At 39.1% G+C, this 26,640-nt stretch carries 25 protein-coding genes; 19 read left to right on the top strand and 6 right to left on the bottom strand.

Features of this window, described 5'->3' with window-relative positions:
• The first annotated feature begins 662 nt into the window (after positions 1-662).
• From ACZ5QH_RS05840 to ACZ5QH_RS05855, 4 genes are all read left to right on the top strand, one after another.
• A complete protein-coding gene (locus ACZ5QH_RS05840; protein WP_004801552.1) occupies positions 663-980 on the top strand; it encodes a hypothetical protein in 318 nt (105 codons plus the stop codon).
• A gap of 63 nt (positions 981-1,043) precedes the next feature.
• Positions 1,044-2,099 (top strand): DUF932 domain-containing protein, encoded by a 1,056-nt coding sequence (locus ACZ5QH_RS05845; RefSeq protein WP_004801549.1) that lies wholly within the window; start codon positions 1,044-1,046, stop codon positions 2,097-2,099.
• 146 nt (positions 2,100-2,245) lie between these two features.
• A complete protein-coding gene (locus ACZ5QH_RS05850; protein WP_004801545.1) occupies positions 2,246-3,373 on the top strand; it encodes a YqaJ viral recombinase family nuclease in 1,128 nt (375 codons plus the stop codon).
• A 146-nt stretch (positions 3,374-3,519) separates the two neighbouring features.
• Entirely contained in the window at positions 3,520-4,419 is a 900-nt protein-coding gene (locus tag ACZ5QH_RS05855; protein ID WP_004801544.1) for a recombination directionality factor, read from the top strand.
• Between the two features lie 103 nt (positions 4,420-4,522).
• Here the strand turns inward: ACZ5QH_RS05855 and ACZ5QH_RS05860 are convergent, their stop codons facing one another.
• The 3 genes from ACZ5QH_RS05860 to ACZ5QH_RS05870 form a co-directional block, all read right to left on the bottom strand.
• Complete coding sequence (locus ACZ5QH_RS05860) at positions 4,523-4,792, bottom strand: hypothetical protein (protein WP_004722342.1); 270 nt, start codon at positions 4,790-4,792, stop codon at positions 4,523-4,525.
• Between the two features lie 14 nt (positions 4,793-4,806).
• Positions 4,807-5,688 (bottom strand): copper resistance D family protein, encoded by an 882-nt coding sequence (locus ACZ5QH_RS05865; RefSeq protein ID WP_004801541.1) that lies wholly within the window; start codon positions 5,686-5,688, stop codon positions 4,807-4,809.
• Between the two features lie 67 nt (positions 5,689-5,755).
• Positions 5,756-6,136 (bottom strand): copper resistance CopC family protein, encoded by a 381-nt coding sequence (locus ACZ5QH_RS05870; protein ID WP_004722340.1) that lies wholly within the window; start codon positions 6,134-6,136, stop codon positions 5,756-5,758.
• A 281-nt stretch (positions 6,137-6,417) separates the two neighbouring features.
• Here ACZ5QH_RS05870 and ACZ5QH_RS05875 point away from each other — a divergent pair, with 281 nt between their 5' ends.
• On the top strand, positions 6,418-8,781 hold the full coding sequence (locus tag ACZ5QH_RS05875; RefSeq protein ID WP_016651918.1) for a heavy metal translocating P-type ATPase: 2,364 nt from the start codon (positions 6,418-6,420) through the stop codon (positions 8,779-8,781).
• Between the two features lie 78 nt (positions 8,782-8,859).
• Here ACZ5QH_RS05875 and ACZ5QH_RS05880 read toward each other — a convergent pair whose 3' ends face one another.
• Positions 8,860-10,236 (bottom strand): heavy metal sensor histidine kinase, encoded by a 1,377-nt coding sequence (locus ACZ5QH_RS05880; protein WP_016651919.1) that lies wholly within the window; start codon positions 10,234-10,236, stop codon positions 8,860-8,862.
• Positions 10,226-10,909 (bottom strand): heavy metal response regulator transcription factor, encoded by a 684-nt coding sequence (locus ACZ5QH_RS05885; RefSeq protein WP_004722337.1) that lies wholly within the window; start codon positions 10,907-10,909, stop codon positions 10,226-10,228. Before ACZ5QH_RS05885 ends, ACZ5QH_RS05880 begins: the two co-directional genes overlap by 11 nt.
• Positions 10,910-11,059: 150 nt before the next feature.
• On the opposite strand from ACZ5QH_RS05885, the gene ACZ5QH_RS05890 reads away from it, so the two are divergent.
• The 3 genes from ACZ5QH_RS05890 (at position 11,060) to ACZ5QH_RS05900 (ending at position 14,338) form a co-directional block, all read left to right on the top strand.
• On the top strand, positions 11,060-11,410 hold the full coding sequence (locus ACZ5QH_RS05890) for a hypothetical protein (protein ID WP_004801531.1): 351 nt from the start codon (positions 11,060-11,062) through the stop codon (positions 11,408-11,410).
• Positions 11,411-11,499: 89 nt separating this feature from the next.
• Entirely contained in the window at positions 11,500-13,467 is a 1,968-nt protein-coding gene (locus ACZ5QH_RS05895) for a multicopper oxidase domain-containing protein (RefSeq protein ID WP_151956188.1), read from the top strand.
• Complete coding sequence (locus tag ACZ5QH_RS05900) at positions 13,454-14,338, top strand: copper resistance protein B (RefSeq protein ID WP_004801527.1); 885 nt, start codon at positions 13,454-13,456, stop codon at positions 14,336-14,338. Before ACZ5QH_RS05895 ends, ACZ5QH_RS05900 begins: the two co-directional genes overlap by 14 nt.
• 49 nt (positions 14,339-14,387) lie before the next feature.
• Here ACZ5QH_RS05900 and cadR read toward each other — a convergent pair whose 3' ends face one another.
• A complete protein-coding gene (gene cadR, locus ACZ5QH_RS05905) occupies positions 14,388-14,792 on the bottom strand; it encodes a Cd(II)/Pb(II)-responsive transcriptional regulator (protein ID WP_004699715.1) in 405 nt (134 codons plus the stop codon).
• Between the two features lie 84 nt (positions 14,793-14,876).
• Between cadR and ACZ5QH_RS05910 the strand changes: the two genes are divergently transcribed.
• The 11 genes from ACZ5QH_RS05910 (at position 14,877) to ACZ5QH_RS05960 (ending at position 26,635) form a co-directional block, all read left to right on the top strand.
• Positions 14,877-16,157, top strand: coding sequence for a cation efflux transmembrane domain-containing protein (locus tag ACZ5QH_RS05910; RefSeq protein WP_004699717.1), 1,281 nt, complete (start codon positions 14,877-14,879; stop codon positions 16,155-16,157).
• Between the two features lie 10 nt (positions 16,158-16,167).
• Positions 16,168-16,425 carry a FeoA family protein gene (locus ACZ5QH_RS05915; protein WP_004699719.1) on the top strand — a complete coding sequence of 86 codons (258 nt, stop codon included), beginning with the start codon at positions 16,168-16,170 and terminating at the stop codon, positions 16,423-16,425.
• Positions 16,415-18,244: a ferrous iron transporter B gene (gene feoB / locus ACZ5QH_RS05920; RefSeq protein WP_004699721.1), complete on the top strand. Its 1,830-nt coding sequence runs from the start codon at positions 16,415-16,417 to the stop codon at positions 18,242-18,244. Before ACZ5QH_RS05915 ends, feoB begins: the two co-directional genes overlap by 11 nt.
• Before the next feature lie 125 nt (positions 18,245-18,369).
• The gene (locus ACZ5QH_RS05925) at positions 18,370-18,774 is read left to right on the top strand and encodes a hypothetical protein (RefSeq protein WP_004699723.1); all 405 of its coding nucleotides are present in this window, start codon (positions 18,370-18,372) and stop codon (positions 18,772-18,774) included.
• Between the two features lie 80 nt (positions 18,775-18,854).
• Positions 18,855-20,159: a TolC family protein gene (locus ACZ5QH_RS05930; RefSeq protein WP_016651921.1), complete on the top strand. Its 1,305-nt coding sequence runs from the start codon at positions 18,855-18,857 to the stop codon at positions 20,157-20,159.
• Positions 20,159-21,649 (top strand): efflux RND transporter periplasmic adaptor subunit, encoded by a 1,491-nt coding sequence (locus tag ACZ5QH_RS05935; protein WP_016651922.1) that lies wholly within the window; start codon positions 20,159-20,161, stop codon positions 21,647-21,649. The genes ACZ5QH_RS05930 and ACZ5QH_RS05935 overlap by 1 nt, the downstream gene beginning before the upstream one ends.
• A 14-nt stretch (positions 21,650-21,663) precedes the next feature.
• Positions 21,664-24,798 carry an efflux RND transporter permease subunit gene (locus ACZ5QH_RS05940; RefSeq protein ID WP_004699728.1) on the top strand — a complete coding sequence of 1,045 codons (3,135 nt, stop codon included), beginning with the start codon at positions 21,664-21,666 and terminating at the stop codon, positions 24,796-24,798.
• A gap of 33 nt (positions 24,799-24,831) precedes the next feature.
• Entirely contained in the window at positions 24,832-25,194 is a 363-nt protein-coding gene (locus ACZ5QH_RS05945) for a copper-binding protein (protein ID WP_004699729.1), read from the top strand.
• Between the two features lie 146 nt (positions 25,195-25,340).
• Positions 25,341-25,775 (top strand): arsenate reductase (glutaredoxin), encoded by a 435-nt coding sequence (arsC, locus tag ACZ5QH_RS05950; RefSeq protein ID WP_004699732.1) that lies wholly within the window; start codon positions 25,341-25,343, stop codon positions 25,773-25,775.
• Between the two features lie 59 nt (positions 25,776-25,834).
• On the top strand, positions 25,835-26,155 hold the full coding sequence (locus ACZ5QH_RS05955; protein WP_004699734.1) for a metalloregulator ArsR/SmtB family transcription factor: 321 nt from the start codon (positions 25,835-25,837) through the stop codon (positions 26,153-26,155).
• Positions 26,156-26,161: 6 nt separating this feature from the next.
• Positions 26,162-26,635 carry an arsenate reductase ArsC gene (locus ACZ5QH_RS05960; protein ID WP_004699737.1) on the top strand — a complete coding sequence of 158 codons (474 nt, stop codon included), beginning with the start codon at positions 26,162-26,164 and terminating at the stop codon, positions 26,633-26,635.
• The last annotated feature ends 5 nt before the right edge of the window (positions 26,636-26,640 follow it).

The raw sequence follows: 26,640 nt of genomic DNA on the forward strand, positions 1-26,640 counted from the left end.
AAGCTGTGCGATGAATTTCATGATTTTTATCCAGCACAAAACACCACTGACCAAAATGGATGCAGCAGTTAATTGATGCCTTGAGTCAATCAGGACACAGTGAAAGCGTGTGATAAATGAATTGGAATAAAATGCCTGAGAGGCAGAGAAAGTGCAGGGGAATAATAAAGCACAGTAAATTGCGTCATGGTTGACTCCTAGATGAATTAGAAGTTCTACCGAATCACTGTCAATTGATTATGGTGGCAGAACGAAAAGGGGTTGACAGACTGGACATCTAGAACCAGCACGCGCGAACGCGTCCCCCTCCCGTTCTACCGCAAAGGGGGACGAGAAGGTTTTTACACATACAAAGAATACTCAGATGAATAAACTCCGATGCGCTAGATGAGCGGTCTGTCAAAACCGACTGACAATGTAGGTCAGCCCTTGCATCATAATCGCTGCTAAAAAACAGGTCAATTGATCTGTTTAATCATCATTCAAAAATTGCCTAAAACTGATGAAAAAAAACGCATTCTAAAAAAATACAAATACATAGCATCTAATTGAGAACAGTGTTTCTCCATTTGAGATAGCACCAATACATGCTTCAGCTACATTGCAATCATTTTGCCTGCTTCCCCAGCAGGTTTTTTTATTCATTTACAGGAAATACCACAATGAGTTTGCCATGTCCTTATTGCCAGTCCCGAGAGACGGTACTGCTTGAATCAACCCAACATTTACCCAGTACCTCAACCAATAACCCCATTTCCAATAGTGTGATGTCACCGATGGCACTTGCCACATTAGGAGTGAGTGTTTCCAAAAGCCTGAATATTCCTCCAATTGCAGGTGCAATCGTTGGGGTACTGATTGGCGGTATCTGGATGTTGATCACTGAAGATGAACAGCAACAACCGCTTCACCCAACTTATCGCAAACAGTATTACTGCAACAACTGTGACCGCAGCTTTAGCCCGAATTTACGCAATTAAGTATTTAGCAAAATTTAAATCGAACCCTTTTACCCATTCAAAATCGATACAGGAATTATTCTTATGGCACATTTAGTTGAAACTATGGCATTCACTGGACAAACCCCTTGGCATGGGTTAGGCAATGAACTCACACCAAACCAACCCATCGAGGTTTGGGCACAACAAGCAGGCATGGACTGGCGGATAGAATCCTCGGATGTCAATTACATGGCACAGAATGAACGTGGACAAAGCATCATCATGCCTTTTGAAGAACAACGAGTGCTTTACCGTTCAGATACGCATGCACCTTTATCCGTGGTCAGCCAACGCTTTCAAGAAGTCCAACCGATGGAAATCCTACACTTCTACAAAGACCTGACGGAGCAATCAGGCTTTGAACTGGAAACCGCAGGGGTACTGAAAGGTGGCAAGAAATTCTGGGCATTAGCCAAGACTGGACAGACTTCAGCACTCAAGGGTAAGGATGTGAGTAATGGCTATATTCTACTAGCGACGGCTTGTGATGGCACTCTAGCAACCACTGCACAGTTCACCAGTATCCGGGTGGTATGTAACAATACTTTGGCAATTGCTCTCAAAGGACAAAATACCAGTGCAGGTGTGGTTAAAGTCCCACACAGCACTCGTTTCGATGCTGAGAAAGTTAAACAACAGTTGGGTATTTCAGTCCGTGCATGGGATGAACACATGTATGAAATGAAACAACTGAGCCAGCGTAAGGTAACTCAGCAGGAAGCAGCAGCCTTCTTTGATGCGGTGTTTAACAATACCAACCTAACTATGGCTGAACAAGATGAAAGCATCATTCAGTTCTATCGAAATGCTGCTATGCCAAACCAAGGCATCAACACCCCAACCAAAGCGGACAATAAAACCGAGCCAAATGGACGTGCCATGTCGAAAGTCATGACCATGTTTAACGGACATGGACGTGGTGCAGAACTGAGTTCAGCCAAGGATACCGCTTATGGATTATTGTGCAGCATCACCGAGTTCTGTGACCATGAACGTCGAGCGATGAGTACCGATCATCGACTCGATTCAGCATGGTTTGGTGCAGGGGCTGCCATTAAACAGCGTGGTCTGGAACAGGCATTGAGAATGATTGCCTAAATTCAGTTTCAATTAAGCCAGCTCCATTAGCCTAAGCATACAGTAACACCGTACAAGCACAGCAACACCTTTAGCCGCACCCTCATGCGGCTTTTTTATGCCCAAAATTCAGCTTTTACGATTTTATCGATACAGGAATAATTGCAATGAATAGTCATACTCAAATTCAAAACACGCTAAATAACCCACCACTACAACCCTATTTACCGAATCTAAATCAATCCATTCAGCAGATTGAGGTGGGAACCCGAACCAAACGAGATCGACCGAATACGCAACCACGAAAGACCAAAGCCCTTACAGCAAAAAGACTTGCCAACACCAAACAGATGAACTATCAACAATGGTTAGAAGTCAGAAAACAGGGTATTGGCAGCAGTGATGCAGCAACGGCCTGTGGACTGAATCCCTATATGTCGATGCTGGAACTGTGGATGATCAAGACAGGGCGGATGCAACAAAACATCGAGGATGAAAGTGCAGGTTACGCACCCTTGTACTGGGGAAAAAAGCTAGAACCTTTGGTGGCTGAATACTACAGCATGCACACCAATCATAAAGTCCGTCGAGTTAATGCAGTATTGCAACACCCTGATGAAGACAAACAGTTTATGTTGGCGAACTTGGATTATGCTGTAGTCGGTAATGAAGAAGTGCAAATTTTGGAATGTAAAACCGTGGGGGAATATGGCGCAAAACTATGGCGAGATGGCGTGCCTTTATATGTGCTGTGTCAGGTACAGCATCAATTGGCAGTGACAGGTAAACAGGCAGCGCATATTTGTGCCTTGATCTGTGGGCATGAAACCAAAATCTATAAAGTGACTCGTAATGAAACTGTGATTCAGCACATCATTAATGCGGAACGTCATTTCTGGCAATGTGTCGAAACAGGTATTCCACCCAGTGTAGATGCTTCGGATTCAGCAGCTAAAGCCTTGCAACAACTTTATCCTGAACAGATTCCATTAACAGTAGAAGACCTGACCCAAAATGAACAAGCTAATTATTTGTTTAATCAGTTACTAGAGGAGCGACATAAAGTTGAACAACACCAGCAGTATTTTGATGAACTGAAACATCAACTACAAATGATGATGAAAGAAGCAGAGCGAGCGGTATTTACAGGTGGTTCAGTCACATGGAAGAAATCACAAGACTCAATCAGCCTAGACAGTAAATCATTGCTTAAACAGCATCCTGAATACCTACAGCAATTTCCCCAAACCAAAGCAGGAACACGACGCTTTCAGATTTATCCGAATGGTGGATAGGGCTGATACCCAAGTAACCCATTTCAATTTAACTAACACCCCAACCAACTGATCCCATACCCCAAACAAGTATGGGATTTTTTATGCCCAAAATTTATTTATCCAAATTTAAACGCCATTTCAACATCTATATAGAGTACATCATCATGATTAAAGGTTTAGCTATTACCCCACCTGTGTTGGGGCGTATCAGTATCGGCAAAATTGTCGAAAAGAATGGAAAACGTCTGCCTGAAAAAGATGATCAATTTACCATTACCAGCCAAATCCAAAATAAAGATGGGTGGGTCAAACATCCACTGGATGAGCAACTACGTGCCAAAGCGCCCAATCAGAACCAAAAGCTGAGAAGCATTCCAGTCCGCATGATCTTCAATGATCCCGATCTCAACTTAAGAGCAGAGTACAGCCTATTTGACCGCCAAACTGGACGTTTAATCTGTTCAGGCAATGGCGAAAGCTGTCAGCGACTCGGTCAAAATGGCATTGAACAACATCCTTGTCCATCCCCTGATTTATGTCCATTGGCACAGGGTGGATTATGCAAGCCCTATGGCAGACTCTACGTCAACTTAGATGAATCAGATGAGTTTGGTACTTTCATCTTTAGAACCACAGGCTTTAACAGCATCCGCACTTTGGCAGCTCGACTTCGTTACTATCACGCAGCATCGGGTGACTTACTTTCTTGTTTGCCATTGCAATTGACCTTGCGAGGTAAAAGCACCACACAAAGTTACCGTACCCCGATCTACTACGTGGATCTGACTTTACGTGATGGCACAAACCTGAAAGATGCGATTAGTTCAGCCAAACAGATGGATGAACAAAGTAAGACAGCAGGGTTCTATCAGGAGGCTTTGGATCATGTGGCACGGCAGGGTTATGGTAATGCCTGCTTTGAGGTGGGAGGTGAAGAGGGTTTGGATATAGTGGAGGAGTTTTACAGCGTTGAATCTCAAACAGAGCATCAGCAAACGCATGATCTCACTCATGTTCAAGATATTCAGAAAGGCTTACAGCAGTCGGTTCAAGCTCTGAATTAAATACTGTTGGGGGCTAAGAAGCCCCCAACAGTAATATTGCTACTATTTTTTATTAAAAAATTTGAACTACTTATTGAATCAATAAACATTACTTAAGTATCGTTTATTTGGAGGGCGGTAGTACGTTAGGCTTTTGTAACATTAATCCATTTATAACTTTTTGTTGTCTACTATCTTCATTACGTAGTTGTTTATCTTTAGAATGATGGTCTTTATTCTCTTCGACTTTGGTGTCGCCATGATTATGATCAGTGATATTACGTAATTCGGTATCATCTAAGGAGCGAATCGTTTTTGAAGTGCTAGGTTCAGCCCATGATGTCGTATTCAAAAAAATGAAAAATAATAAATTGTACTTCATCCATGAAGTCATAGCGTGATCCTTTTTTACTCAATACCGACTACAGTGGTGATATAACCAGTGGCTAAAAGAATTGATAGACCTAATGACATCTCAAATAAAATGGCATAGCCCAATTGTTTCGCAAATTTCGGGTCTTGTAAGCGAGGTGTGAAATACCATTTGTTAAAGGCTGCTAACAATAAAATACTTAGGACAAATAATATTTTAATAATAAATCCATGCCCATAAGGTGTATTGATTAGAGTATTAAAATCTTTAAAGAGTAATAAAGCAATACTAAGACCACAAGCGATGAGTATTCCTACAATAAAGGCTGCTATTTGCCCAAATAGATGCATACGTTCTTTAAGTGGTAAGCCATTAATTTTTTTGCTTGTTTTCCATAATGGATAAAGCGACCCCATCCATAAGGACATTACAAGTACATGTATTGATAACAAAGCTTGAGCGAATAAGGGTAAATTCGTGACGTGTCCGAGTTGTGAAAAACTTAAAACGATTGGTGTGAGCAGTATGGTAAAGATTGCTCCTTCAGTTTTGGAAATATCAATCGTCCCTTTACTAAGTTTGACTATCATAAATATGAGTAAAAGTGCAAAACTGATTGATCGAATGATAGAGACATGTCCAGTAGGAGTATTGACTAGTATATTTATATAGTTGCTATCCCACATACCTGAAAGGCCAGTGTTGGCAAAACTTCCTATAAGAATGAAGAAGCCGAGAACACTTGAAAAAAGGCCTAAACCTGTACCAATAGTCATGTATTTTAGAATAGTCTCCTTGATTTCAACATAACGTCCAAGTAAGAAATAGCAGAAAGCACCGCCAATAACAAATGCAATCCCTAAATATAAAATGACTTTAACCAACCATGTTGCATATATCCAAGTCTCAGGAATCATATTTTTCTCCCTTTATTATAGCAACATGCCAGCAAGCTGCTGGCATGTTGACTATTTTCACTCATTGTTATTTTGCCGATTTAATAGTGAAATTATATTCACCATTCATGTTATGGCCATCGGTACCCATTGTGGTCCAAACCACCGTATATTTTCCTTTTTTTAGTTTTGGAACCGCTACGTCAAATGATTTTTTCATATCATGAGTTATTTGGTAGTTCAAAGGGATATCCTTACGTTGGGCATCAAGTAACTTAACGTTCATTAGCATGACTTCTTCACCAAAATTGAGTGTTATGTTTTTTGGTTGACTTGCTACAGAAGCATTGATCGCAGGAATTGCACTTTCAAGTTTCACGTGTGCAAATGCACTTGAAGCAGTAACAATCAGTGTTGCACCTACGAGAGTGTTACGTAGAGCTGACATTTTATTTTTGAAAATTTTCATTTCTTCATCCTCTTTAAACTAATCTTGGGCTCAGTAATGACCGAATGAAATGCATCAATTGGTTGCTTGGTCATCACCTTTCTCACGCTTATTATTAAAGGATGAGAGAAACATCCCGATGACTTCAAAATTACATTTTTGTCATTTTAAAAATTAAAAAACCACAAGTGGTACACTGGCTTTAAAGAAAACAATGATCACTAAACAAACTAATAAGAGGGAGTCTATTTCCATCTTAATGAAATTATTAATTTAAAAAATTAAATATGAAGGAGGCTTTTATGGACCATCATCATGAAAACAAAGTACTCAATAACAGACTTACTGACCCTGTCTGTGGTATGACAGTTACAGAAGCATCCAAGTTTTATGAAGAAGTTAAAAATAGAACTTTTTACTTTTGTAGTGAGAAATGCCACATAAAGTTTAAAAGTGATCCTCATTTTTATATTACTAAAGTTGAGAATGTAGTTACGTTAAAAGAACCACAAAAGAGGGATGGTGAGGATTCAAATGAAGTTAATCAGCCTGCTCATGTTAATACCTTCACGATATACACTTGTCCAATGCATCCTGAAATTAGACAGAACCATGCGGGAAATTGTCCGATCTGTGGTATGTCGTTAGAGCCTTTACTTCCTGACTTAGATGACGCTGATGAAAACCCAGAACTCAAGAATTTTAAGCATAGATTTTGGTGGACCTTACCGCTAACCATTATTGTAGTTTTCTTAGCAATGTTTGGTCATCAATTGAACTGGTTCGAAATGCAGGTGCAAAGCTGGATTGAACTGGTACTGACTTTACCAATTGTTTTGTGGGCAGGAATGCCATTTTTTGTGAGATGTTGGCAGTCAATCTGGAATCGGAGTCCAAATATGTGGACCTTGATTGGAATAGGTACAGGAGCTGCTTTTATATACAGCCTTGTTGGAACAATAGTACCTCAAGTATTTCCAGACTCATTTGTATCTATGGGGCGTGTTGCTGTGTATTTTGAGGCGACCGCAGCGATTATTTCTCTCACATTGTTAGGTCAAGTGCTAGAGTTAAAAGCACGTTCCCAAACTTCAGCGGCAATTAAATCCCTACTTGGGCTAGCACCTAAAACAGCAAGAAAAATCAGTGTTGATGGTATAGAAGAAGATATTCCACTATCTCATGTACACGTAGGCGATTTATTACGGATACGCCCCGGTGAAAAAGTTCCTGTTGATGGAGTCATTACAGAAGGTTCAAGCTCTGTAGATGAATCGATGTTAACTGGTGAACCTGTGCCAGTTACAAAACGTGTGGGTGATCAAGTCATTGGTGCAACAATGAACATGAATGGTTCATTGGTGATGCGATCAGAAAAAGTTGGATCATCAACCGTACTTTCTCAAATCGTGCAAATGGTTGCTCAGGCTCAACGTTCAAAAGCACCTATGCAGCGGATGGCGGATCATGTTGCAGGACGATTTGTTATGGGGGTTATAGGTATTGCTGTTCTAACTTTTTTGGGGTGGGGGCTATTCGGACCTGAACCTAGTTGGGTTTATGGATTAATCAATGCAGTAGCTGTTTTAATCATCGCATGCCCATGTGCTTTGGGATTAGCTACGCCAATGTCAATTATGGTAGCAACAGGGCGAGGTGCATCAAATGGAGTACTTTTTCGAGACGCTGCCGCAATAGAGAATCTACGTAAAATTGATACATTGATTATTGATAAAACAGGAACTTTGACAGAAGGACAACCATCATTCAATAAAGTAGTAGCCACTTCAGGATATGAAAAGAATGAAGTCCTCCGTTTAGCTGCGAGTTTAGATCAGGGCAGTGAGCATCCTTTAGCAAATGCAATTGTACGTGCCGCCCGTGAGCGAAATCTTACTTTAAGTAAACCTACTTCATTTGAATCAGGTTCAGGTATTGGTGTTAATGGAGAGATAAACGGACAAAAATTAGCGCTAGGCAATACGGCACTGATGAAGCAATTAGGGATATCTGTTAACACTCTTATTCCACAAGCAGAGGTATTAAGAGCTGAAGGTGCCAGTGTTATGTATTTGGCAGCCGATGGAAAACTGCTAGGTCTTCTGGCAGTTTCAGATCCAATCAAAGCAAGCACTCCAGAGGCCCTTTTATCGTTGGAAGACTCAGGTTTAAGAATCATCATGGCAACAGGTGATGGGCTAACTACAGCAAAATCAGTTGGGGCTAAGTTAGGAATTAGTGAGGTTTATGGTGAGGTTAAACCTGCTGATAAATTAGATTTGGTCACAAAATTGCAAAAAGAAGGGAGAATTGTTGCTATGGCTGGTGATGGAATTAATGATGCACCAGCCTTGGCTCAAGCTGATATTGGAATCGCAATGGGCACGGGTACTGATGTAGCAATGAATAGTGCCCAAGTTACATTAGTAAAAGGTGACTTACGTGGTATTGAAATTGCTCGTTCATTATCAGAAGCAACCATTAAAAACATGAAGCAGAACCTTATGTTCGCATTTCTTTATAATGCTTTAGGTATTCCTTTAGCAGCGGGTATTTTATATCCATTTACTGGCTGGTTACTCTCGCCTATGATTGCTGCATTAGCAATGAGCCTAAGCTCAGCATCGGTAATTGGTAATGCCTTACGATTACGTCATCAAAAATAATCACGACTTACCACTCATTAGCGTAAGTTAATGAGTGGTAAGCATCATTAGAATGAGTGCTTAATAACCGAGATATCACTAATTTTTAAAGATAATTTTAAAAGAAATATGTCCCTCGTTATAAGTCGCTTGAATGGAAGCTCCATGCACATCAAGAATAGATTTGGTAATTGCTAGCCCTAAGCCAGTACCTTCCTCAACTCGCTGTCTGGAAGCATCTGTTCTATAAAAACGGTCAAATAATCGATTTAGCTGGTCTGATGATAAAGGTGAGCTTTCATTCTCAATTGTAAAAACAGTTTTATCAAAGCTTTGTTGGCAATTGATTTTGATGACCGAATCTGATTTGCCATATTTAATTGCATTCGATAACAAATTACTTAAAGCGCGGCGTAGCATTAAAGGATCACCTTTTATACTACCTGAACCACTCTGTTCGAGTGACATTCCCTTTTCAGCAGCGATAGCATCATAAAAATCAAATAATGCTGAAACTTCTTTAACTAAATTAACCTGTTGTAGGTTAGGTAAATGTAGACCATGTTCTGCTTTTGCCAAAAATAGCATATCAGAGACCATGCGAGCTAAATGCTCAAACTCTTCTAAATTTGAAAATAGAACTTCCTGATAAGTATTAATATTTCGACTACGAGATAAACATACTTGAGTTTGAGTCATCAAATTGTTAATAGGTGTTCTTATTTCATGAGCAAGATCAGATGAAAAATCTGAAAGTTTTTCTACTGCGGCTTCTAGCCGATCTAACATATCATTAAAAGCGACAGCCAGTGATTTAAGTTCGGTTGGAGTATTTTCGACTTCTAAACGTTCAGAAAGATGTTGGGCTGAGATACCCTCTGCTACTTTTGCCATTTGTTGTACTGGACGTAGCCCTCGCCATGCTGCGAACCACCCTAAGAACATTAAACAAATTGTACCCACAAATCCAATGTATAAAAGTTGACGTCTAAAGTCATTTAAGAAATGTAGATGCTCAGAGGTATCGATTCCAACAATAATCTGAGCTGATATAAACGAGTCATTATGATCAAAAGTCTTTTTATAAATTAATCCACGATAAGTCTTATTTTTAATTTTCCATTCAAGCCATGGATCTTGTTTTGATTTGTTGAGTGCTTGGGGATGAATTACTGATGGTGCTGAGCTAAAAATAACTTGACCTGTTGGACGTTCAATCTGAACAATCAGATCGTGATGTCCAATTAAGGCATCTTTTAAATATAAATTTAGTTCTTGAGAGTTAGATGGGTTCTGTTCAAGTAGATTCTCTATAAGTTGAATTTTGCCTTCTAATTGAGTTCGGTCTTGAGCTTCAAAATGATGCATTACGAGCTTGTGAATAACCAACCCCATAATCATTAAGATGATAACAGTAGAAAGAGAAAAGATGATTGCTATACGAAAGCTGATTGCATTAAACAATTTACGAGTCATCTTCTACCTCTAAAACATACCCCATTCCACGTATGTTCTGTATCAGCTTTGGGCTAAAATTACTGTCAATTTTACTGCGCAAACGTTTGATAGCGACTTCTACAACGTTGGTATCACTATCAAAATTCATGTCCCATATTTGAGAGGCAATGAGCGTACGAGGTAATATCTCACCACGTCTACGCATAAATAATTCCATCAGCGCGAATTCTTTAGCTGTTAAGTCAATACGTTGCCCAGCGCGAGTGACGCGGCGTTTACGAAGATCAAGTTCAAGATCAGCAATTGTAATAAGGTTACTATCTTCTTTTTGTTGTCCCCGTCGGAGTAAGCTTTTAATTCGTGCTAATAACTCAGCAAAAGCAAAAGGCTTGACTAGATAATCATCAGCACCTAAATCCAAGCCTTTCACACGATCTTCAATTTGATCACGTGCTGAAAGAAAAAGAATAGGCATAGTTTTGCCACTTTTTCGGATATCATAAATGATATCCCAACCATCTAGCTTTGGAAGCATCACATCTAAAATGATGAGGTCATATTCTTCGGAAAGCGCTTGATGTTTACCAGATAATCCATCCGTTACCCAATCCGTTATATACCCAGCTTCAGATAGACCTTGTTTAAGGTAGTCACCGGTTTTTTGTTCATCTTCAACTAGTAAGATTCTCATTGATAAAAATCCCATATCACTCATTAAGAACATAATAACGTTATAAATACGTGATTCGTTGTAGATTACAAAAATGTCATTTTCATGTCACATAGATGTTTAGTGAAGGCCTTTAAGGTATTTACATAAAGTTAATTTTTGGAGCAAAACATGAAAACTCTATTCAGCCGTAGCTTAACCACTCTTATGTGTGTTGGTACTTTAATTGTAGGAACTCAGTCTTGGGCAGCAGATGTGAAACAAGGAACTACAGTTGTGTCTGAAATTAAAGCCGATTCAAAGACGCAAGAGAAATGTCAAAAACCTTGTAATATGAAGAATGATGATAAAACCCAACAGGATCATAGTCAGCATGAGCATGGTAACATGACGGATATGTCTCAGATGGATCATTCTAAGATGATGAATATGGGGCAATCTAAAATGAGTAATATGGATAATTCCAGTATGATGAACATGGACCACTCAAAGATGAACATGTCAAATACATCAAATAAATAACAAATACGATAAATGAAAGATCGGGGGAAATTAAAGCGAATAATAGGTTTGCTTGATTCTCCCATCCTTATATTAGATAGGTGAAATAAATGTCTACAAAATTAACGCATGTCCTTTTAATAGGAGTCGGTTTATTTTCATCAACTTGGGTTGTGGCAGCAGTTAAAGAATATGATTTAACAATCGCTGAGCAAACGGTGAATATCACAGGTAAGCCTTTAAAACGAATTACGGTTAATGGGAAATTTGTTGCACCTCTTCTTGAGTTTGAGGAAGGTGATGATGCTATTATTCGTGTCCATAACAAGCTAAAAAAACAAGATTCTTCTATTCATTGGCACGGGTTAATTCTACCGGGCATCATGGATGGCGTACCCGGATTTAATCAGTTTGACGGTATTGCCCCTAATAAGACCTACGAATATAAGTTTAAGGTACGCCAAAATGGTACCTATTGGTATCATTCGCATAGTAAAGGTCAAGAACAAGAGGGCTTGTATGGTCCGTTAGTCATTTACCCCAAAAATAGGACACCTTTAACTGTAGCTGAGAAAACAGATAAGGATTATGTCGTATTACTTTCAGATTTTCATGATTCAACTAGTGATAAAATCATGAATAATCTAAAGAAAGAAGCTGACTATTATCAGAACCGTCGTGAAACTGTTTTTGATGTTTTTAAACAAATTAAAAAAGATGGTTTAAAAGCAACATGGCAAGACCGTTCGATGTGGAACCAGATGCGAATGCTCAAGACAGATATGTCTGATGTGACAAAATATACTTTTTTGATGAATGGTAAGACTCCAGAACAAAATTGGACTGGTAATTTTAAGACGGGTGAAAAAGTACGTCTTCGGTTTATTAATGCCTCAGCAATGTCATTCTTTGACGTCAGAATCCCTAACTTGAAAATGACGGTAGTCAGTGCAGATGGGCAACCAGTGAAACCTGTTCCGGTTGATGAATTCAGAATAGGGACGGCTGAAACGTATGATGTTATTGTAGAACCCAAACAATCAAATTATCAAATTGAAGCAGAATCAATTGATAGGAGTGGTTTTTCAGTTGGTTCCTTACATGATGAGAATACTCCTCCAATAAATCAAATCAAAATGCCGAAGTCACGTCCTCGTTCTTTATTAACTATGGAAGATATGGGGATGGGGCATGATATGTCTTCTATGGCGGGCATGAATCACGACATGTCTTCAATGAAAGGTATGGATCACGATATGTCATCTATGACAGACAGCTCAAAAGATCAGTCAATGTCTGGAATGAACCATGACATGTCTTCAATGAAAGGCATGGATCACGATATGTCGTCTATGACAGACAGCTCAAAAGATCAGTCAATGTCTGGAATGAACCATGACATGTCTTCAATGAAAGGCATGGATCACGATATGTCGTCTATGACAGACAGCTCAAAAGATCAATCTATGTCAGGTATGAACCATGGCATGCAAATGACTACATCTAATGCACCTACACAAGAAAAGAATGGTGATGTTGTATATGGCTGGGCAAATGCTTCAACACCTGTTGGTCAAAAAGCACTTCAATATAGTGACTTACAATCTTTAAAGCCTCAACCAGATACTCGTGCCCCTGAACGTGAAATGGAAATCCGTCTTGGTGGGAACATGGAGCGCTATATTTGGACAATTAATGGTAAGAAGTTTAATGAAACAGAACCATTCAAAGTGAAATACGGGGAACGTATACGCTTGAAATTTGTGAATGACAGTATGATGGCTCACCCAATGCACTTGCACGGTATGTTTATGCAGCTTGAAAATGGTCAAGATCCAAGTAATATGCCAAATAAACACACGATCATTGTGCCACCGGGGAAAACAGTTACAACTTTACTTACTGCTGATGAATTGGGTGAATGGGCTATCCACTGCCATTTGTTATATCACATGGCAGCTGGAATGATGAACAAACTCATTGTGGCAAATGTAGATAGCAATGATGATGATACGAAAAGTATCGTTGCCCAACCTCAAACTAGCCATGAGGGAGTGAATCAACATGCACATCACTAAACAGTTATATTCAAAAACAATTTTATCTGTTGCTTTAATTGGCTTAGCGGGTATGGCATTTGCGAATGATAATTCGACTGAAAATCTAAATAAGAGTACGTCAAGTATGAGTGTGCTTTTACGCGAATCAGGCGGATTAGGCTATGTTGAACGTAATACTGATCAAAAGTCTTCAAACAGCAAAGGGTCTGAAACTTTAGCTTTTAGCCAAAATCATATGAACGAGCATGGTGGGCAAATTTATCAGACAACTAAATTTTCCAATGAGTGGATAGTTGATAAAGATGGAAAGGGCAGCTTAGGTTCGAGTTTCGAGGCATTGATTGGAACAGATGAAAATCGAATGTTTGTTGAAGCTAATATGAATAAAGCGGAGAGTAATGATCCCAAATATGATGTATCAGCTCTTTACAGTAGAAATGTTGCACCATTTTGGGATGTACAAGCTGGGGTAAGGTATAGTGAGGACAAAAATAACCGTAATAGTAATCGCATTGATGGCGTTATTGGATTATTAGGCCTTGCACCTTATTTCTTTGAGACAAAAGCCTACCTTTATGGTGGTGAAAATAATTTTTGGGGAGCCAGTTTTGAGTTTGATCGAGATCTATTACTCACTCAAAAGCTAATTACTCAGCCATATATTGCAGCAGATATTGTGTTTAATGATAATTCTGATTTTGCTACAAAGTCAGGTTTGTCTGAGTTAAAGACAGGTCTAAAAACTCGTTACGAGATTAATAAGCGTATAAGACCATTTGTTGATGTCGCTTATCAATATGAAAAAGGACAGAAATTAACAACTTTTCAAGAAGCTACAAATTCTGAAAAGGGGTGGTTATACGGGGCAGGTATTGAATTAGTTTTCTAAATATTTTATTAAGAATGAATAATGGTGATATTCCATTATTCATTCTTAATTATTTTAAACTTACGGATAACCCTTCAAGTACTTTACAAGAGTTAATTTCCAAAAAACCAGAGCATTTGCTTCTTAAATCAGAAAGTTGTTGCTTAAGCTGAATCTGTTTTTGGATATTCTGCTCTAATTGATGAATATGTTTATCAACTAAGATGTTAATAGAACTACAGTTTCCACAAGGTTTGTCTTTGTATGCTAATAAAATTTTTATTTCGTCCAAGCTCATATTCAAAGTTCGGCAATTAAGAATAAATAGAAGTCGCTCTAAGTGGTCTTTGTTATAAAGTCGATAATTAGCTTCCGAACGATTAGGGGCTAGTAATAAAGCTTCTTTTTCATAAAACCGTATTGTAACAACAGGGCAACCGGATAGCTGAGATAATTCACCAATTTTTAAGTTCATTTCAAGTCACCTGATCTATTGACTCTATAGTAGCTATAGGGATTTTAATATGCAATACGTGAAGATATGACTATAGGCACATCAATGAGTGGTTGCGGTTGTAATCAAGAAAGTTCTTGTGAAGACACTAAGCAAAAACAAAATGAATCAAAAACAGATTCTTGTAAAATTAAAGATTTAGCTACAGAAGAAAGTGAAAGTTCTTGTTGCGATAATGAGGTACAGCAAGAACCTAACCCTGATGAAAAAGATTCATGCGGTAGTAAGCAGTCGAATTCATGCTGTGGTTCGGATTCGATAACTTCACCTGAAAAGATTAGGGGGAGTGAAGATACAGCGACTTTCATCAGTGACTATAGCATCCCGAAAATGGATTGTTCCGCAGAGGAACAAATGGTTCGGATGACTTTATCTTCATTGGTAGATGTTAAGAGCTTGGTTTTTGATTTGCCGAACCGAAACCTAAAAGTTCTGCATAATGGTGAAAGTAATGAAATCACTGCAAAACTTGAAGCTCTTGGATTTGGGGCAAAATTAAATAAAACTGAAGCTTATGAAAATAAAGAACAAGCACAAGAAGCTAGTACTTTTCTGATTCCGAAGATGGATTGTTCGGCAGAAGAGCAAATGGTAAGAATGGCACTTTCTCCCTTGCATGAAGTTAAAGGTTTATCTTTTGATTTGGCGCAAAGACAGTTAGTTGTTTTCCATACCAATGGGATTAATGAAATTACCACAAAACTTGAAGCCCTAGGTTTTGGTGCAAAGCTCGTGGAAACAGTAAAAGCCACTGGGGAATTGCCTGAAACACCAGATCCGACTAAGCAGGCGAAAGTCCTTAAATTATTACTAGCGATTAATGGTGTTCTTTTTTTTATTGAGTTCATAAGTGGAATTATTGCCGCATCGACGGGGCTCATTGCGGACTCTCTTGATATGTTTGCTGATGCGGCCGTTTACGGTATAGCACTTTACGCGGTAGGGAAAGCGGCTAAATACCAATTAAAAGCAGCTCATTTTGCAGGATGGATTCAACTTTTATTAGCTTTGATCGTTATTATTGATGTTGTCAGACGTTTCATGTTCGGTAGTGAACCAGAGTCAGATTTGATGATCATTATTGGCTTCTTAGCACTTATTGCCAATGTGACGTGCTTGTATCTCATTTCTGGGCATAGAGATGGCGGAGCCCATATGAAAGCGAGTTGGATCTTTTCAGCTAATGACGTAATAGTAAATATGGGGGTTATTTTAGCAGGTGTACTTGTTGCATGGACTGGTTCAGCTTACCCAGATTTGATTATTGGTATTCTTGTTTCACTGTTTGTACTGAATGGCGCTCGAAAAATTTTGGCGTTGAAGTAGGGTGCTGACAATGAATTTATTTCAAGTAAAGCAAGACCAGACTGTAAAAATCATTGATCTTAAAAAGGGTGAACAGTATCAAGATAAAAATGATCCTGTTCTGGAGCGTTTAGAACTGCTGGGCTTTAGAGTAGGTGAATCCTTACAAGTGCTTGCGAAAGGGCTTTTTGGTGGTGATCCTGTGTTGGTTCAAATCGAAACCTCACGTTTCGCCTTAAGAAAAAATGAAGCAGAACGAATTTTTGTAGAGATTACCAATGGACACTAAAAATATTGCACTTGTTGGTAATCCTAATTGCGGTAAAACATCACTTTTTAACACCCTCACAGGGACTCGTCAAAAAGTTGCAAATTATGCTGGGGTAACGGTAGAACGGAAAGAGGGATTTTTTAAACTGCCATCTGGTGATACCGTTCGAGTATTGGATTTGCCTGGGACTTATAGTTTAAAACCGAGCAGTTTAGATGAGGAGGTAACTAGAGCAGTATGCTTTGGTGAATTAAAAGGCGAAGTTATACCTGATATTTTTGTATGTGTTGTCGATGCTACGAATCTTCATCTTCATTTAAGTCTTGTACTTGAAGTCAGGGCTTTAAACAGACCAATGTTACTTGTTCTTAACATGATGGATGAGGTTAGAAAGCGTGGGATTTCAATTGATACAACGAAGCTATCTCAGCTTTTAGGTATTCCTGTTGTTGAGTCAGTAGCTGTAAAAACAAAAGGCATTCAGGGGCTATTGACCCAATTGGATCAAAAGAATTTGTTTGTTGCCCCTTATCATTCTGATCTGAGTCACTTTGACCAAATCAAATATATTACAAAACAAGTCATCTTGAAAAATGATAATGGTGATAAACGAACGGCTTTCTTGGACAAAATATTCTTACATCCAGTTTTTGGATTATTAATATTGACCTTTACCATGTTTGTAATGTTTCAGGCTGTCTTTATTTGGGCTCAACCGTTAATTTCCTTTGTTGAGGATTCGATTTCATGGTTTGGTGGGGCGATAGGACCTCTGATTACTCATCCACTTTTAAGAAGTTTGGTCGTTGATGGTGTAATTGCAGGTGCTGGTAGTGTACTCGCGTACATGCCTCAAATTCTGATCTTATTTTTCTTTATTTTAATTTTAGAAGAATCGGGATACTTACCTAGAGCTGCTTTTTTGTTAGATAAGCTGATGTCTAAAGCTGGTTTAAGTGGGCGTTCATTTATTCCACTACTTTCGAGCTTTGCTTGTGCAATTCCCGGAGTCATGGCGACTAGAAGTATTAGCTCTGAAAGAGATCGTTTAGCAACGATTATGATTGCACCTTTAATGACGTGTTCTGCACGACTACCTGTATATGCTTTGCTGATCGCTGCATTCATTCCAAACAAGTTGGTTTATGGTTGGCTCAGTTTACAAGGTCTAGTTCTGTTCGGGCTTTACATGTCAGGAATCGTATCCGCTTTATTGGTTTCTTTATTCCTGAAATTAGTCAGAAAAGATAAAACTGAAAGTATTTTCATTTTTGAATTACCTACATACCGTATTCCAGATGTTCGAAATGTAGCTTTGGGGCTTTATGATAGAGCAACTATATTCTTAAAAAGAGTTGGTGGAATTATTGTCGCACTTTCTATTTTATTATGGTTCTTGGTAACGTTCCCTTTACCACCTGATAATCCAACAATGCCACCAATCAATTATAGTATTGCTGGACAGTTAGGGCATCTAATCCATCCAATATTTGCTCCGATTGGATTTACTTGGGAAATTTGTATTGCTTTGATTCCTGCAATGGCAGCTCGTGAAGTGATTATTGCTGCGTTAGGGGTGATCTATGCAATGTCTGGTGATGAAGATGCAGTTACCCAGACTTTATTATCTCAAATATCTGGTCCGGATGGATGGGGGCTAGCGACAGGTATGTCATTGTTAGTTTGGTTTATCTTTGCCCCGCATTGTTTAGCAACACTAGCGACCATTCGAAGAGAAACAGGGAGTTGGAAACAACCAGTCGTAATGGCTGTATATCTCTTTTCATTGGCTTATTTATTTTCCTTTATAACTTATCAAGTTATAAGTCGGTTTTAATTTAGAAGGCGGTTGTTGATATAAACCAACAACCGCTGTTTAATGAATTAGTTTAATTAATTATAGGATTGTTATTTACAGGATAATCTGTAAAACTAAAAAGGTTAAATTTTGGTCTTGATGTTATGCACTTGTTAAGGACATGCTTATCGCTGTTTTTATCTTTTGCTATCCTAATTGTAGGATCGGCAGCAGCTGCTGCATCTGTACATAGCCCATGTTTAATGTCATCTCAAGATACACAATCCATGCAAATGATGAATTCTGAAGATCATGAAAAAGCAAGTGCTATGCACATGGATTGTATGAAAGCTGAGGTAAAGATTAAGAAGCAATTACATGATCCATCATGTATGTCTAAGCAAGATTGTATTATGTCATTTTCTAAAATTGCATATACATCTACAGCGCTGGATGTTTTGCAGTCGATGATTTTTTTACCTGCGGAACAGTCTACTTTTTCTCCATTAAATCAAAATTTCATCTCATCTGATCTTTCCAATTTATGGAAACCCCCACGCTTTAACTAATTTGATGATTCTTCATCATTCATAGAGTTTTCTATGGGTGTTCTGCACGTGCGCGTGTACATCATTTTAGAGCTAAAAATATGAACTTTAATAAAGGAAAGCTGTCCCTAAAATGGGGTGGATGCTCGATTGCGACGATCTGTTTTTTCTTGAGTTATGGACATGCTTATGCCCAGCCACTGACTTTGGATACAGCATTGAAGCTTGCTGAGCGATATGCGCCTGCTCTAAGAGCTAATAGTGCTCAGATTGAAGGTGCTGAGAATATAGTTTCAGCTTCAGGTATTTTGCCCAATCCTAAACTATTTGTGGGTCTCGATAATTACCCTGTATCAGGTGATGCTGCATGGTCTGTCACACAAGAGGGGATGACGATGCAAAAGATTGGCATCATGCAAGATTTTCCAAATCGTGCCAAAAGATTAGCTGAAGTTGAATTAGCAAAAGCTGAATTGGGTTCAGCAAATGCTCAAACAGAAATTCTGCAAATTGAGTTACGTCAAAAAGTAGCATCGGCATGGCTTAAACGTTTTTATCTTGAGCGTAAACTGGCGTTATATGATGACCTTCTTTCAGAAAATGGATTGCTATCCCAGATTACACAAACACAGGTTGCGTCTGGTCGAACCATGGTTGCTAATACAATTTCCCCTAGGCTGGACAAAACTATTTTGCTTGATCAAAAAGATGATTTGCTTCGAGATATAAATAAGGCAAAACTAGAATTACACCGATTAATCAGTGAGGATTCTAGTGGTACAACTGAAATAGAAAGTTTGCCTACCCAAGAACCTATAATTAATTTTGATACATCACGTTTATATCATCATCTGCATCAACACCCTGAACTAAAAGCATTCCAAGCAGAAAAGCAAACTGTTGAAGCAAAGCTTAAGCAAGCCCAAGCCCTTCAAAAACCAGATTGGGGTATTGAGCTTGCCTATCAGCATCGTGCTCCTGAATTTGGAGATATGATTGGTGTACAACTGACAACAGAACTACCAATATTTTCAAAAAAACGTAGTGGTCCGCTCATTCAGGCAGCATTAGCTGAACAAAATCGGATTACAGCAGATCAGGAGATAAAATACCGCGACCATCTCACCATGTTAGATGAGGGGCTATCGGATTTAAAAGCTCTTGAAAGACAAATCCAACGTACCGTTCAAAGTACACTTCCTTTGGCTAAAGAAAAAGTAACTTTACAGTTAGCAAGTTATCAGGCTGGTAAAGCCAATTTGTCAGATGTCATTGAGACACGACAAGCATTACTAAATCAGCGATTACGTCTCATCGATTTACAACAACAGCAAGCAATTATCAAAGCCCAGCTCTATTTTTCTTTTGTAGAACCCACCTTAAACCATGCTGAGGAGTCAAGATAATGTTAAAAAATAAATTGGCATTTGTAATTGCTGGCTTGATTGTGGGCAGCTTGGGAGTCGGTAGTGGGATTGGATATTGGTATGCGCATCAAAATGATGAAAAGCAAACTGTAAGTGATCAGGCAACTGCTAAAGTGTTGTACTGGTACGATCCAATGAAACCAGAACAGCATTTTGATAAGCCAGGGAAATCCCCTTTTATGGATATGCAGTTAGTCCCTAAGTATGCGGATGAAAGTACTTCTGGAATAACTGAAAGTGCAGGAGTAAAGATTGATCCAGCTCTTCAACAAAATCTAGCCATTCGTTATGCCACAGTCGAACAGGCTGTAATGGGCAATACCTTGTTAACCAATGGCATATTACAAGCGAATGAACGACAGGTAGCAATTCTGCAAACACGAGCAAGTGGTTTTGTTCAGCGTGTTTATGGCCAAGCAGTCGGGGATATAGTGACTCAAGGGAGTCCGATTGCTGATATTTCAATCCCTGAGTGGACTGGGGAACAGACTGAGTTTTTGGCAGTACTTAAAATAGGAGACCGTTCTCTTATTCAAGCAAGTCGACAACGCCTACAGCTTCTGGGAATCCCACCAAATGTGATCCATCAAGTCGAACGGACACATCAAGTACAGTCTAATATGACTTTGAGTGCTCCTTTGAGTGGATTCATTGACTCACTAGAAGTTCGTAGTGGAATGGCTTTAGCTATGGGGCAAACACTTGCCACCATTAAAGGCGTGAATCCAATTTGGTTAGAAGCAGCAGTGCCTGAAACGCAAATTGCTGGGATAAAGCGAGGAGATAAAATCGAAGCAACTTTTGCTGCGTACCCTCAAAAAGTGTCTGGCAAAGTCATTGATATTTTACCGACATTAGATACTACAAGCAGAACCATAAAAGTTCGTATTGAGTTACCCAATAGAGAGGGGCAACTCAAGCCCGGAATGTTTGCTTCTGTCAAATTTTCCAACAATCCTCAAAGCAGTTTAGTTGTGCCAGAGCAAGCTGTTATACGTACAGGTACTCGTAATATTATTATTGTCGCACATGAAAAAGGGCGTTTCGAACCTGTTGTTGTACAGTTAGGACAGAGTGACGGAAATAAAATAGCAATTCTACAGGGTTTGAACGCTGGTCAGAAAATCGTGATTTCGGGACAATTCCTAATTGATTCTGAGGCCAATTTACAGGGTGTACTGGATAAGCTGAACACTGGACAATCGATTACATCATCTCAAGTGACTAAGGCATCAATATACCAAGGCATTGGTAAAGTGGAAAAAGTTACAGCTCAAGACATTACCATTTCACATCATGCAATTGCTGAATTGGGGTGGGGGGCTATGACCATGAGCTTTAAACAACCAGTACAACCATTTACCCAAATTCAGCAAGGCGAGCAGGTCAGTTTTCGTTTTACACGTGTTGGGGATGCTTATGTTATTTCTGACATTTCCAAGATGTCTATGACATCTATGCAGAACTAAACGGGAGAACCATTATGATCGCCCGTATTATTCGTTTTTCAATTACAAATCGAGTATTTGTCTTATTAGCTGCTGTAGTTCTTGCCGTTTGGGGAACTTGGGCTGTCAAGAATACTCCGGTTGATGCTTTGCCAGATCTGTCTGATGTACAAGTGATTGTGCGAACTAATTTTCCCGGTCAAGCACCACAAATTGTTGAAAATCAGGTGACTTATCCTTTAACAACGACCATGTTATCAGTACCCGGTGTTAAAGCTGTTCGGGGCTATTCTTTTTTTGGTGATTCGTTTGTTTATGTCATTTTTGATGAACATACTGATCTTTATTGGGCACGTTCTCGTGTATTGGAATATCTCAATCAAATACAAGAAAGAATGCCTGCAAATGCAAAATCTTCATTAGGACCAGATGCTACAGGTGTTGGTTGGATCTACGAATATGCTTTGGTTGATCCAACAGGGCAACATGATCTCTCACAACTGCGAAGCATACAAGATTGGTTTTTGAAGTATGAACTGAAGACAGTACCAAATGTGGCTGAGGTCGCCACAATTGGGGGGATGGTTAAACAATATCAAGTTGTTTTAGACCCAACCAAAATGGCAGCATTCGGTATAACTCAGCGAAGCATAATTGAAGCAATTCAAAAGGCAAATCAGGAAACTGGCGGTTCAGTCCTAGAAATGGCTGAAACTGAATATATGGTGAGAGCTTCAGGTTATTTAAAAACATTAGAAGATTTTCGGCAGATTCCGTTACGTACAAACGATTTAGGTGTTCCAATCACTCTTGGAGATGTTGCAACGATTCAACTCGGTCCTGAAATGCGTCGTGGAATTACTGAACTCAATGGACAAGGGGAAACTGTTGGAGGTGTTGTGATTTTACGTGCTGGTAAAAATGCACGTGAAACCATTACTGCTGTAAAAGAAAAACTTGCTGAATTACAACAAAGTCTACCGAAAGGTGTACAAGTTGTTTCTGTGTATGACCGCAGTCAATTGATTGATCGGGCGGTAGAGAATCTCAGCCATAAATTAATTGAAGAGTTTATTGTAGTGGCTTTGGTTTGTGGGCTATTCCTCTGGCATTTACGTTCAGCAATGGTTGCGATTGTTTCTTTGCCTTTGGGAATCTTGTCAGCCTTTTTATTGATGTATTATCAGGGACTAAATGCCAATATCATGTCATTGGGTGGGATTGCAATCGCGATTGGTGCTATGGTTGATGCATCTGTGGTTATGGTCGAAAATGCACATAAGCATATCGAAGCTTGGCAACATGAACATCCTGATCGAGTTTTAGAAATACAAGAGCGTTGGGACATCATTACACGTTCTGCCAGTGAGGTTGGGCCTGCTTTATTTTTCTGTTTACTCATCATTACTTTATCCTTTATTCCCATTTTTACTTTGCAAGCACAAGAAGGACGATTGTTCTCTCCATTGGCATTTACTAAAACTTATGCCATGGCTGCTGCTGCGGGGCTATCTATTACATTGATTCCAGTTTTGATGGGATACTGGATTCGCGGGAAGTTACCATCTGAACAACGGAATCCATTAAACCGTTTTCTCATCAAAATATACCGTCCTATGTTAGATAAAGTCTTAGCTTATCCAAAGACAACGTTATTAGGTGCGTTACTCATTTTTCTTATCAGTCTTTTTCCTTTAACGCAATTAGGTGGAGAGTTCCTGCCTAATATGGATGAAGGTGATTTACTGTATATGCCTTCAGCTTTACCGGGATTGTCCGCAGCAAAAGCTTCTGAATTACTTCAACAGACTGATCGAATGATTAAAACTGTTCCAGAGGTTGCCACTGTATTTGGTAAAGCTGGGCGAGCAGAGTCGGCTACAGATCCTGCACCTTTAGAAATGTTTGAAACCACGATTCAGTTTAAACCACGATCTGAATGGCGTTCAGGTATGACACCAGATAAGTTGATAAAAGAACTGGATAAAGCTGTTCAAGTACCGGGTTTAACAAATATCTGGGTGCCGCCTATTCGTAACAGAATTGATATGTTGGCGACCGGGGTTAAAAGCCCAATCGGGATCAAGATTTCAGCAAATGATTTGCAAGATATTGATCGGGTAGCACAACAAATTGAACAGGTTGCCAAAAAAGTGCCCGGTGTTAGCTCAGCTTTAGCTGAACGACTCACTGGTGGGCGATATGTTGATATCGATATTAATCGAATGGAAGCTGCACGCTATGGTCTCAATATCACCGATGTACAGCAAATTGTGTCATCAGCAATTGGTGGGGAAAATATTGGTGAAACTGTTGAAGGGTTAGCAAGGTATCCTATTAATGTACGTTATCCGCGAGAAATTCGAGATTCACTTGAGGCATTAAGAAATTTACCAATTCTGACTGAATCAGGTCAGCAAATTGTTTTGAGTAGTGTTGCCAACATTCAAATCACAGATGGTCCTCCGATGTTAAAAAGTGAGAATGCTCGTCCAAGTGGTTGGGTCTATGTTGATGTACAAGGACGTGATTTAGCCTCCGTTGTTCGGGATTTGAAACAGTCTATTGACCAACAAGTGAAACGCTCTGCGGGTATGAGTATTAGTTATTCAGGTCAATTTGAATTTATGGAAAGAGCAAATGCTCGCCTAAAGGTAGTAATACCAATCACTTTGATGATCATTTTTCTATTGCTGTATCTGATTTTTAGACAAGTACAAGATGCTGCTCTGATTATGCTGACTCTACCATTCGCTTTAATTGGTGGTATTTGGGCAATGTATTTCAGTGGTTATAATTTCTCAATTGCCATTGCAGTAGGCTTTATTGCACTTGCCGGTGTTGCCGCAGAGTTTGGAGTGGTCATGTTGTTTTATTTAAAGCAGGCGATAGAACATGCTCAACAAAATTTATCATCTTTAACTGAGCAGCAACTCAATGATGCCCTTCGTACAGGGGCAGTACTACGGGTTCGCCCTAAAGCGATGACTGTAGCTGTCATTCTGGCGGGTTTGATTCCTATCCTTTTAGGAACTGGAACGGGCTCTGAATTGATGAGTCGTATTGCTTTACCTATGGTTGGGGGCATGATTTCAGCTCCACTTTTATCAATGTTTGTTATTCCCGCTGCATATCAGCTTTTAATCAAAAGAAAACTATCAAAATCTTGATAGTTTTCTTATTTCGTTCAAAGAGGTTTTATTATGTTTAAATTTATTAAAATTGTCGCTCTTGTTGCCACTGTTACTGCGTTAAGTGCATGTAGTAAAAATGAGGCGTCAGAGCAAAAGAAAGCGGAAGCGCCTATGGAGCAGATGAGTAAAGAATCATCTACAGCAACGACAACTCAAGCAGTTGGAGTGATTACGGCTATTGATACGAAAGAAAATATTTTGACACTCGATCATGAGGCAATTCCTGCGATTAAATGGCCTGCGATGACCATGGGCTTTAAAGTTGCTGATCCTGCATTATTGAATGGGCTTGCAGTAGGGCAAAAAGTTGATTTTGAATTAAAGGCTGAGGGAGAAACATACACAGTCGTAGCTGCTAAGTTAAAAAAATAGGATGATTTAGTAGATAGAATTTTGATAGTAATGAGGTTCTTTTCAAAAGAGCCTTATTCTCTAATAAAAAACAAAACATATGGTATTGCATATATATGGTAATTCGAATATAAAGATATTATAAATTATCAAAAGAGCTCAATTCGATGACAACTTCATCAACTGTGACGATTTATCACAACCCAGCTTGTGGGACATCTCGCAACACTTTGGCTTTGATCCGTAATACAGGGATTGAGCCAACTGTGATTGAATATCTCATTACACCACCTAGTCATGACGAATTAGTTAAATTGATTCAGGATGCAAAATTAACAGTAAGAGAGGCCATTCGCCAGAATGTAGATCCTTATCGGGATTTAGACCTTGATCGTAGTGATTTGAGTGATGAGCAGTTACTTAGTTTTATGCTTGATCATCCAATATTGATTAATCGACCATTTGTTGTTACTGAATTAGGCACTCGCTTAAGCCGTCCTTCTGAAGTTGTCTTAGATATTCTACCATTACCTCAGAAGGGTGCCTTTACGAAAGAGGATGGTGAAAAAGTGATTGATGAAAATGGTCAACGAGTGAATTAAAAATTTTACTTTTTGTATGTGATTATCCGCATATCCAAATAAGTGAATGGGAGTTAAGAATGGACCAAGTTAATTTTTTTAAATGCTTATCAGATGAAACTCGACTAAATATCGTGACTTTAGTCGCTGAGAATAAAGAATTATGTGTTTGTGATTTGACTGAAAAGTTGCAACTGAGTCAGCCAAAGATTTCTAGGCATTTAGCGTTATTGCGTTCTTCTGGTCTCTTACAGGACAGGAGACAAAGCCAATGGGTGTATTACAGCATTAATCCGCAATTACCAATGTGGTGCCATGACGTTCTGAATCTTTTGGTAAGCAGTCAAACCATAGTAAATAAAGATTCCCAAAATATCCAAATAAATAGCTATTGTGAGTAATAGAATATGAAATTTCTTTTTTTGTGTACTGGAAATAGTTGCCGTAGCATCCTCTCAGAAGTCCTTTTTAACAGTCGTGCGCCTGAAGGATGGAAAGCATACAGTGCAGGTAGTAAGCCATCAGGGCAAGTACATCCATTGACTATAGAAACTTTAGAAAATCTTGGTCTCTCAACAGATGGTTTGTGGAGTAAAACCATTGATGACTGCGAACAATATCAACCTGACGTCGTGATTACTGTTTGCGATTCAGCAGCTCAAGAAGCGTGTCCACTTTATTTAGGTGGAGCGATTAAGGCACATTGGGGCTTGGCTGATCCTTCACATTTAGATTTGCCGAAAGAAGAAAAATTAAAAGCATTCCAAGTTACTGTTGATCATATCAACCGCCGCTTAGACGCTTTATTGGCACTAGATACAACTCATATGTCTCGCCCAGATTTGATTGCAGCAATCAATCAAATTTCGCATATTGAATGAGAACA

The sequence above is a fragment of the Acinetobacter sp. Ac8 genome, assembly GCF_055392545.1.

What these genes read in the sequence shown, in the direction of transcription:
- ACZ5QH_RS05840 (WP_004801552.1), top strand. Translation starts at nt 663, where the DNA reads ATGAGTTTGCCATGTCCTTATTGCCAGTCCCGAGAGACGGTACTGCTT.
- ACZ5QH_RS05845 (WP_004801549.1), top strand. Translation starts at nt 1,044, where the DNA reads ATGGCACATTTAGTTGAAACTATGGCATTCACTGGACAAACCCCTTGG.
- ACZ5QH_RS05850 (WP_004801545.1), top strand. Translation starts at nt 2,246, where the DNA reads ATGAATAGTCATACTCAAATTCAAAACACGCTAAATAACCCACCACTA.
- ACZ5QH_RS05855 (WP_004801544.1), top strand. Translation starts at nt 3,520, where the DNA reads ATGATTAAAGGTTTAGCTATTACCCCACCTGTGTTGGGGCGTATCAGT.
- ACZ5QH_RS05860 (WP_004722342.1), bottom strand. Translation starts at nt 4,792, where the DNA reads ATGACTTCATGGATGAAGTACAATTTATTATTTTTCATTTTTTTGAAT.
- ACZ5QH_RS05865 (WP_004801541.1), bottom strand. Translation starts at nt 5,688, where the DNA reads ATGATTCCTGAGACTTGGATATATGCAACATGGTTGGTTAAAGTCATT.
- ACZ5QH_RS05870 (WP_004722340.1), bottom strand. Translation starts at nt 6,136, where the DNA reads ATGAAAATTTTCAAAAATAAAATGTCAGCTCTACGTAACACTCTCGTA.
- ACZ5QH_RS05875 (WP_016651918.1), top strand. Translation starts at nt 6,418, where the DNA reads ATGGACCATCATCATGAAAACAAAGTACTCAATAACAGACTTACTGAC.
- ACZ5QH_RS05880 (WP_016651919.1), bottom strand. Translation starts at nt 10,236, where the DNA reads ATGACTCGTAAATTGTTTAATGCAATCAGCTTTCGTATAGCAATCATC.
- ACZ5QH_RS05885 (WP_004722337.1), bottom strand. Translation starts at nt 10,909, where the DNA reads ATGAGAATCTTACTAGTTGAAGATGAACAAAAAACCGGTGACTACCTT.
- ACZ5QH_RS05890 (WP_004801531.1), top strand. Translation starts at nt 11,060, where the DNA reads ATGAAAACTCTATTCAGCCGTAGCTTAACCACTCTTATGTGTGTTGGT.
- ACZ5QH_RS05895 (WP_151956188.1), top strand. Translation starts at nt 11,500, where the DNA reads ATGTCTACAAAATTAACGCATGTCCTTTTAATAGGAGTCGGTTTATTT.
- ACZ5QH_RS05900 (WP_004801527.1), top strand. Translation starts at nt 13,454, where the DNA reads ATGCACATCACTAAACAGTTATATTCAAAAACAATTTTATCTGTTGCT.
- cadR (WP_004699715.1), bottom strand. Translation starts at nt 14,792, where the DNA reads ATGAACTTAAAAATTGGTGAATTATCTCAGCTATCCGGTTGCCCTGTT.
- ACZ5QH_RS05910 (WP_004699717.1), top strand. Translation starts at nt 14,877, where the DNA reads ATGAGTGGTTGCGGTTGTAATCAAGAAAGTTCTTGTGAAGACACTAAG.
- ACZ5QH_RS05915 (WP_004699719.1), top strand. Translation starts at nt 16,168, where the DNA reads ATGAATTTATTTCAAGTAAAGCAAGACCAGACTGTAAAAATCATTGAT.
- feoB (WP_004699721.1), top strand. Translation starts at nt 16,415, where the DNA reads ATGGACACTAAAAATATTGCACTTGTTGGTAATCCTAATTGCGGTAAA.
- ACZ5QH_RS05925 (WP_004699723.1), top strand. Translation starts at nt 18,370, where the DNA reads ATGCACTTGTTAAGGACATGCTTATCGCTGTTTTTATCTTTTGCTATC.
- ACZ5QH_RS05930 (WP_016651921.1), top strand. Translation starts at nt 18,855, where the DNA reads ATGAACTTTAATAAAGGAAAGCTGTCCCTAAAATGGGGTGGATGCTCG.
- ACZ5QH_RS05935 (WP_016651922.1), top strand. Translation starts at nt 20,159, where the DNA reads ATGTTAAAAAATAAATTGGCATTTGTAATTGCTGGCTTGATTGTGGGC.
- ACZ5QH_RS05940 (WP_004699728.1), top strand. Translation starts at nt 21,664, where the DNA reads ATGATCGCCCGTATTATTCGTTTTTCAATTACAAATCGAGTATTTGTC.
- ACZ5QH_RS05945 (WP_004699729.1), top strand. Translation starts at nt 24,832, where the DNA reads ATGTTTAAATTTATTAAAATTGTCGCTCTTGTTGCCACTGTTACTGCG.
- arsC (WP_004699732.1), top strand. Translation starts at nt 25,341, where the DNA reads ATGACAACTTCATCAACTGTGACGATTTATCACAACCCAGCTTGTGGG.
- ACZ5QH_RS05955 (WP_004699734.1), top strand. Translation starts at nt 25,835, where the DNA reads ATGGACCAAGTTAATTTTTTTAAATGCTTATCAGATGAAACTCGACTA.
- ACZ5QH_RS05960 (WP_004699737.1), top strand. Translation starts at nt 26,162, where the DNA reads ATGAAATTTCTTTTTTTGTGTACTGGAAATAGTTGCCGTAGCATCCTC.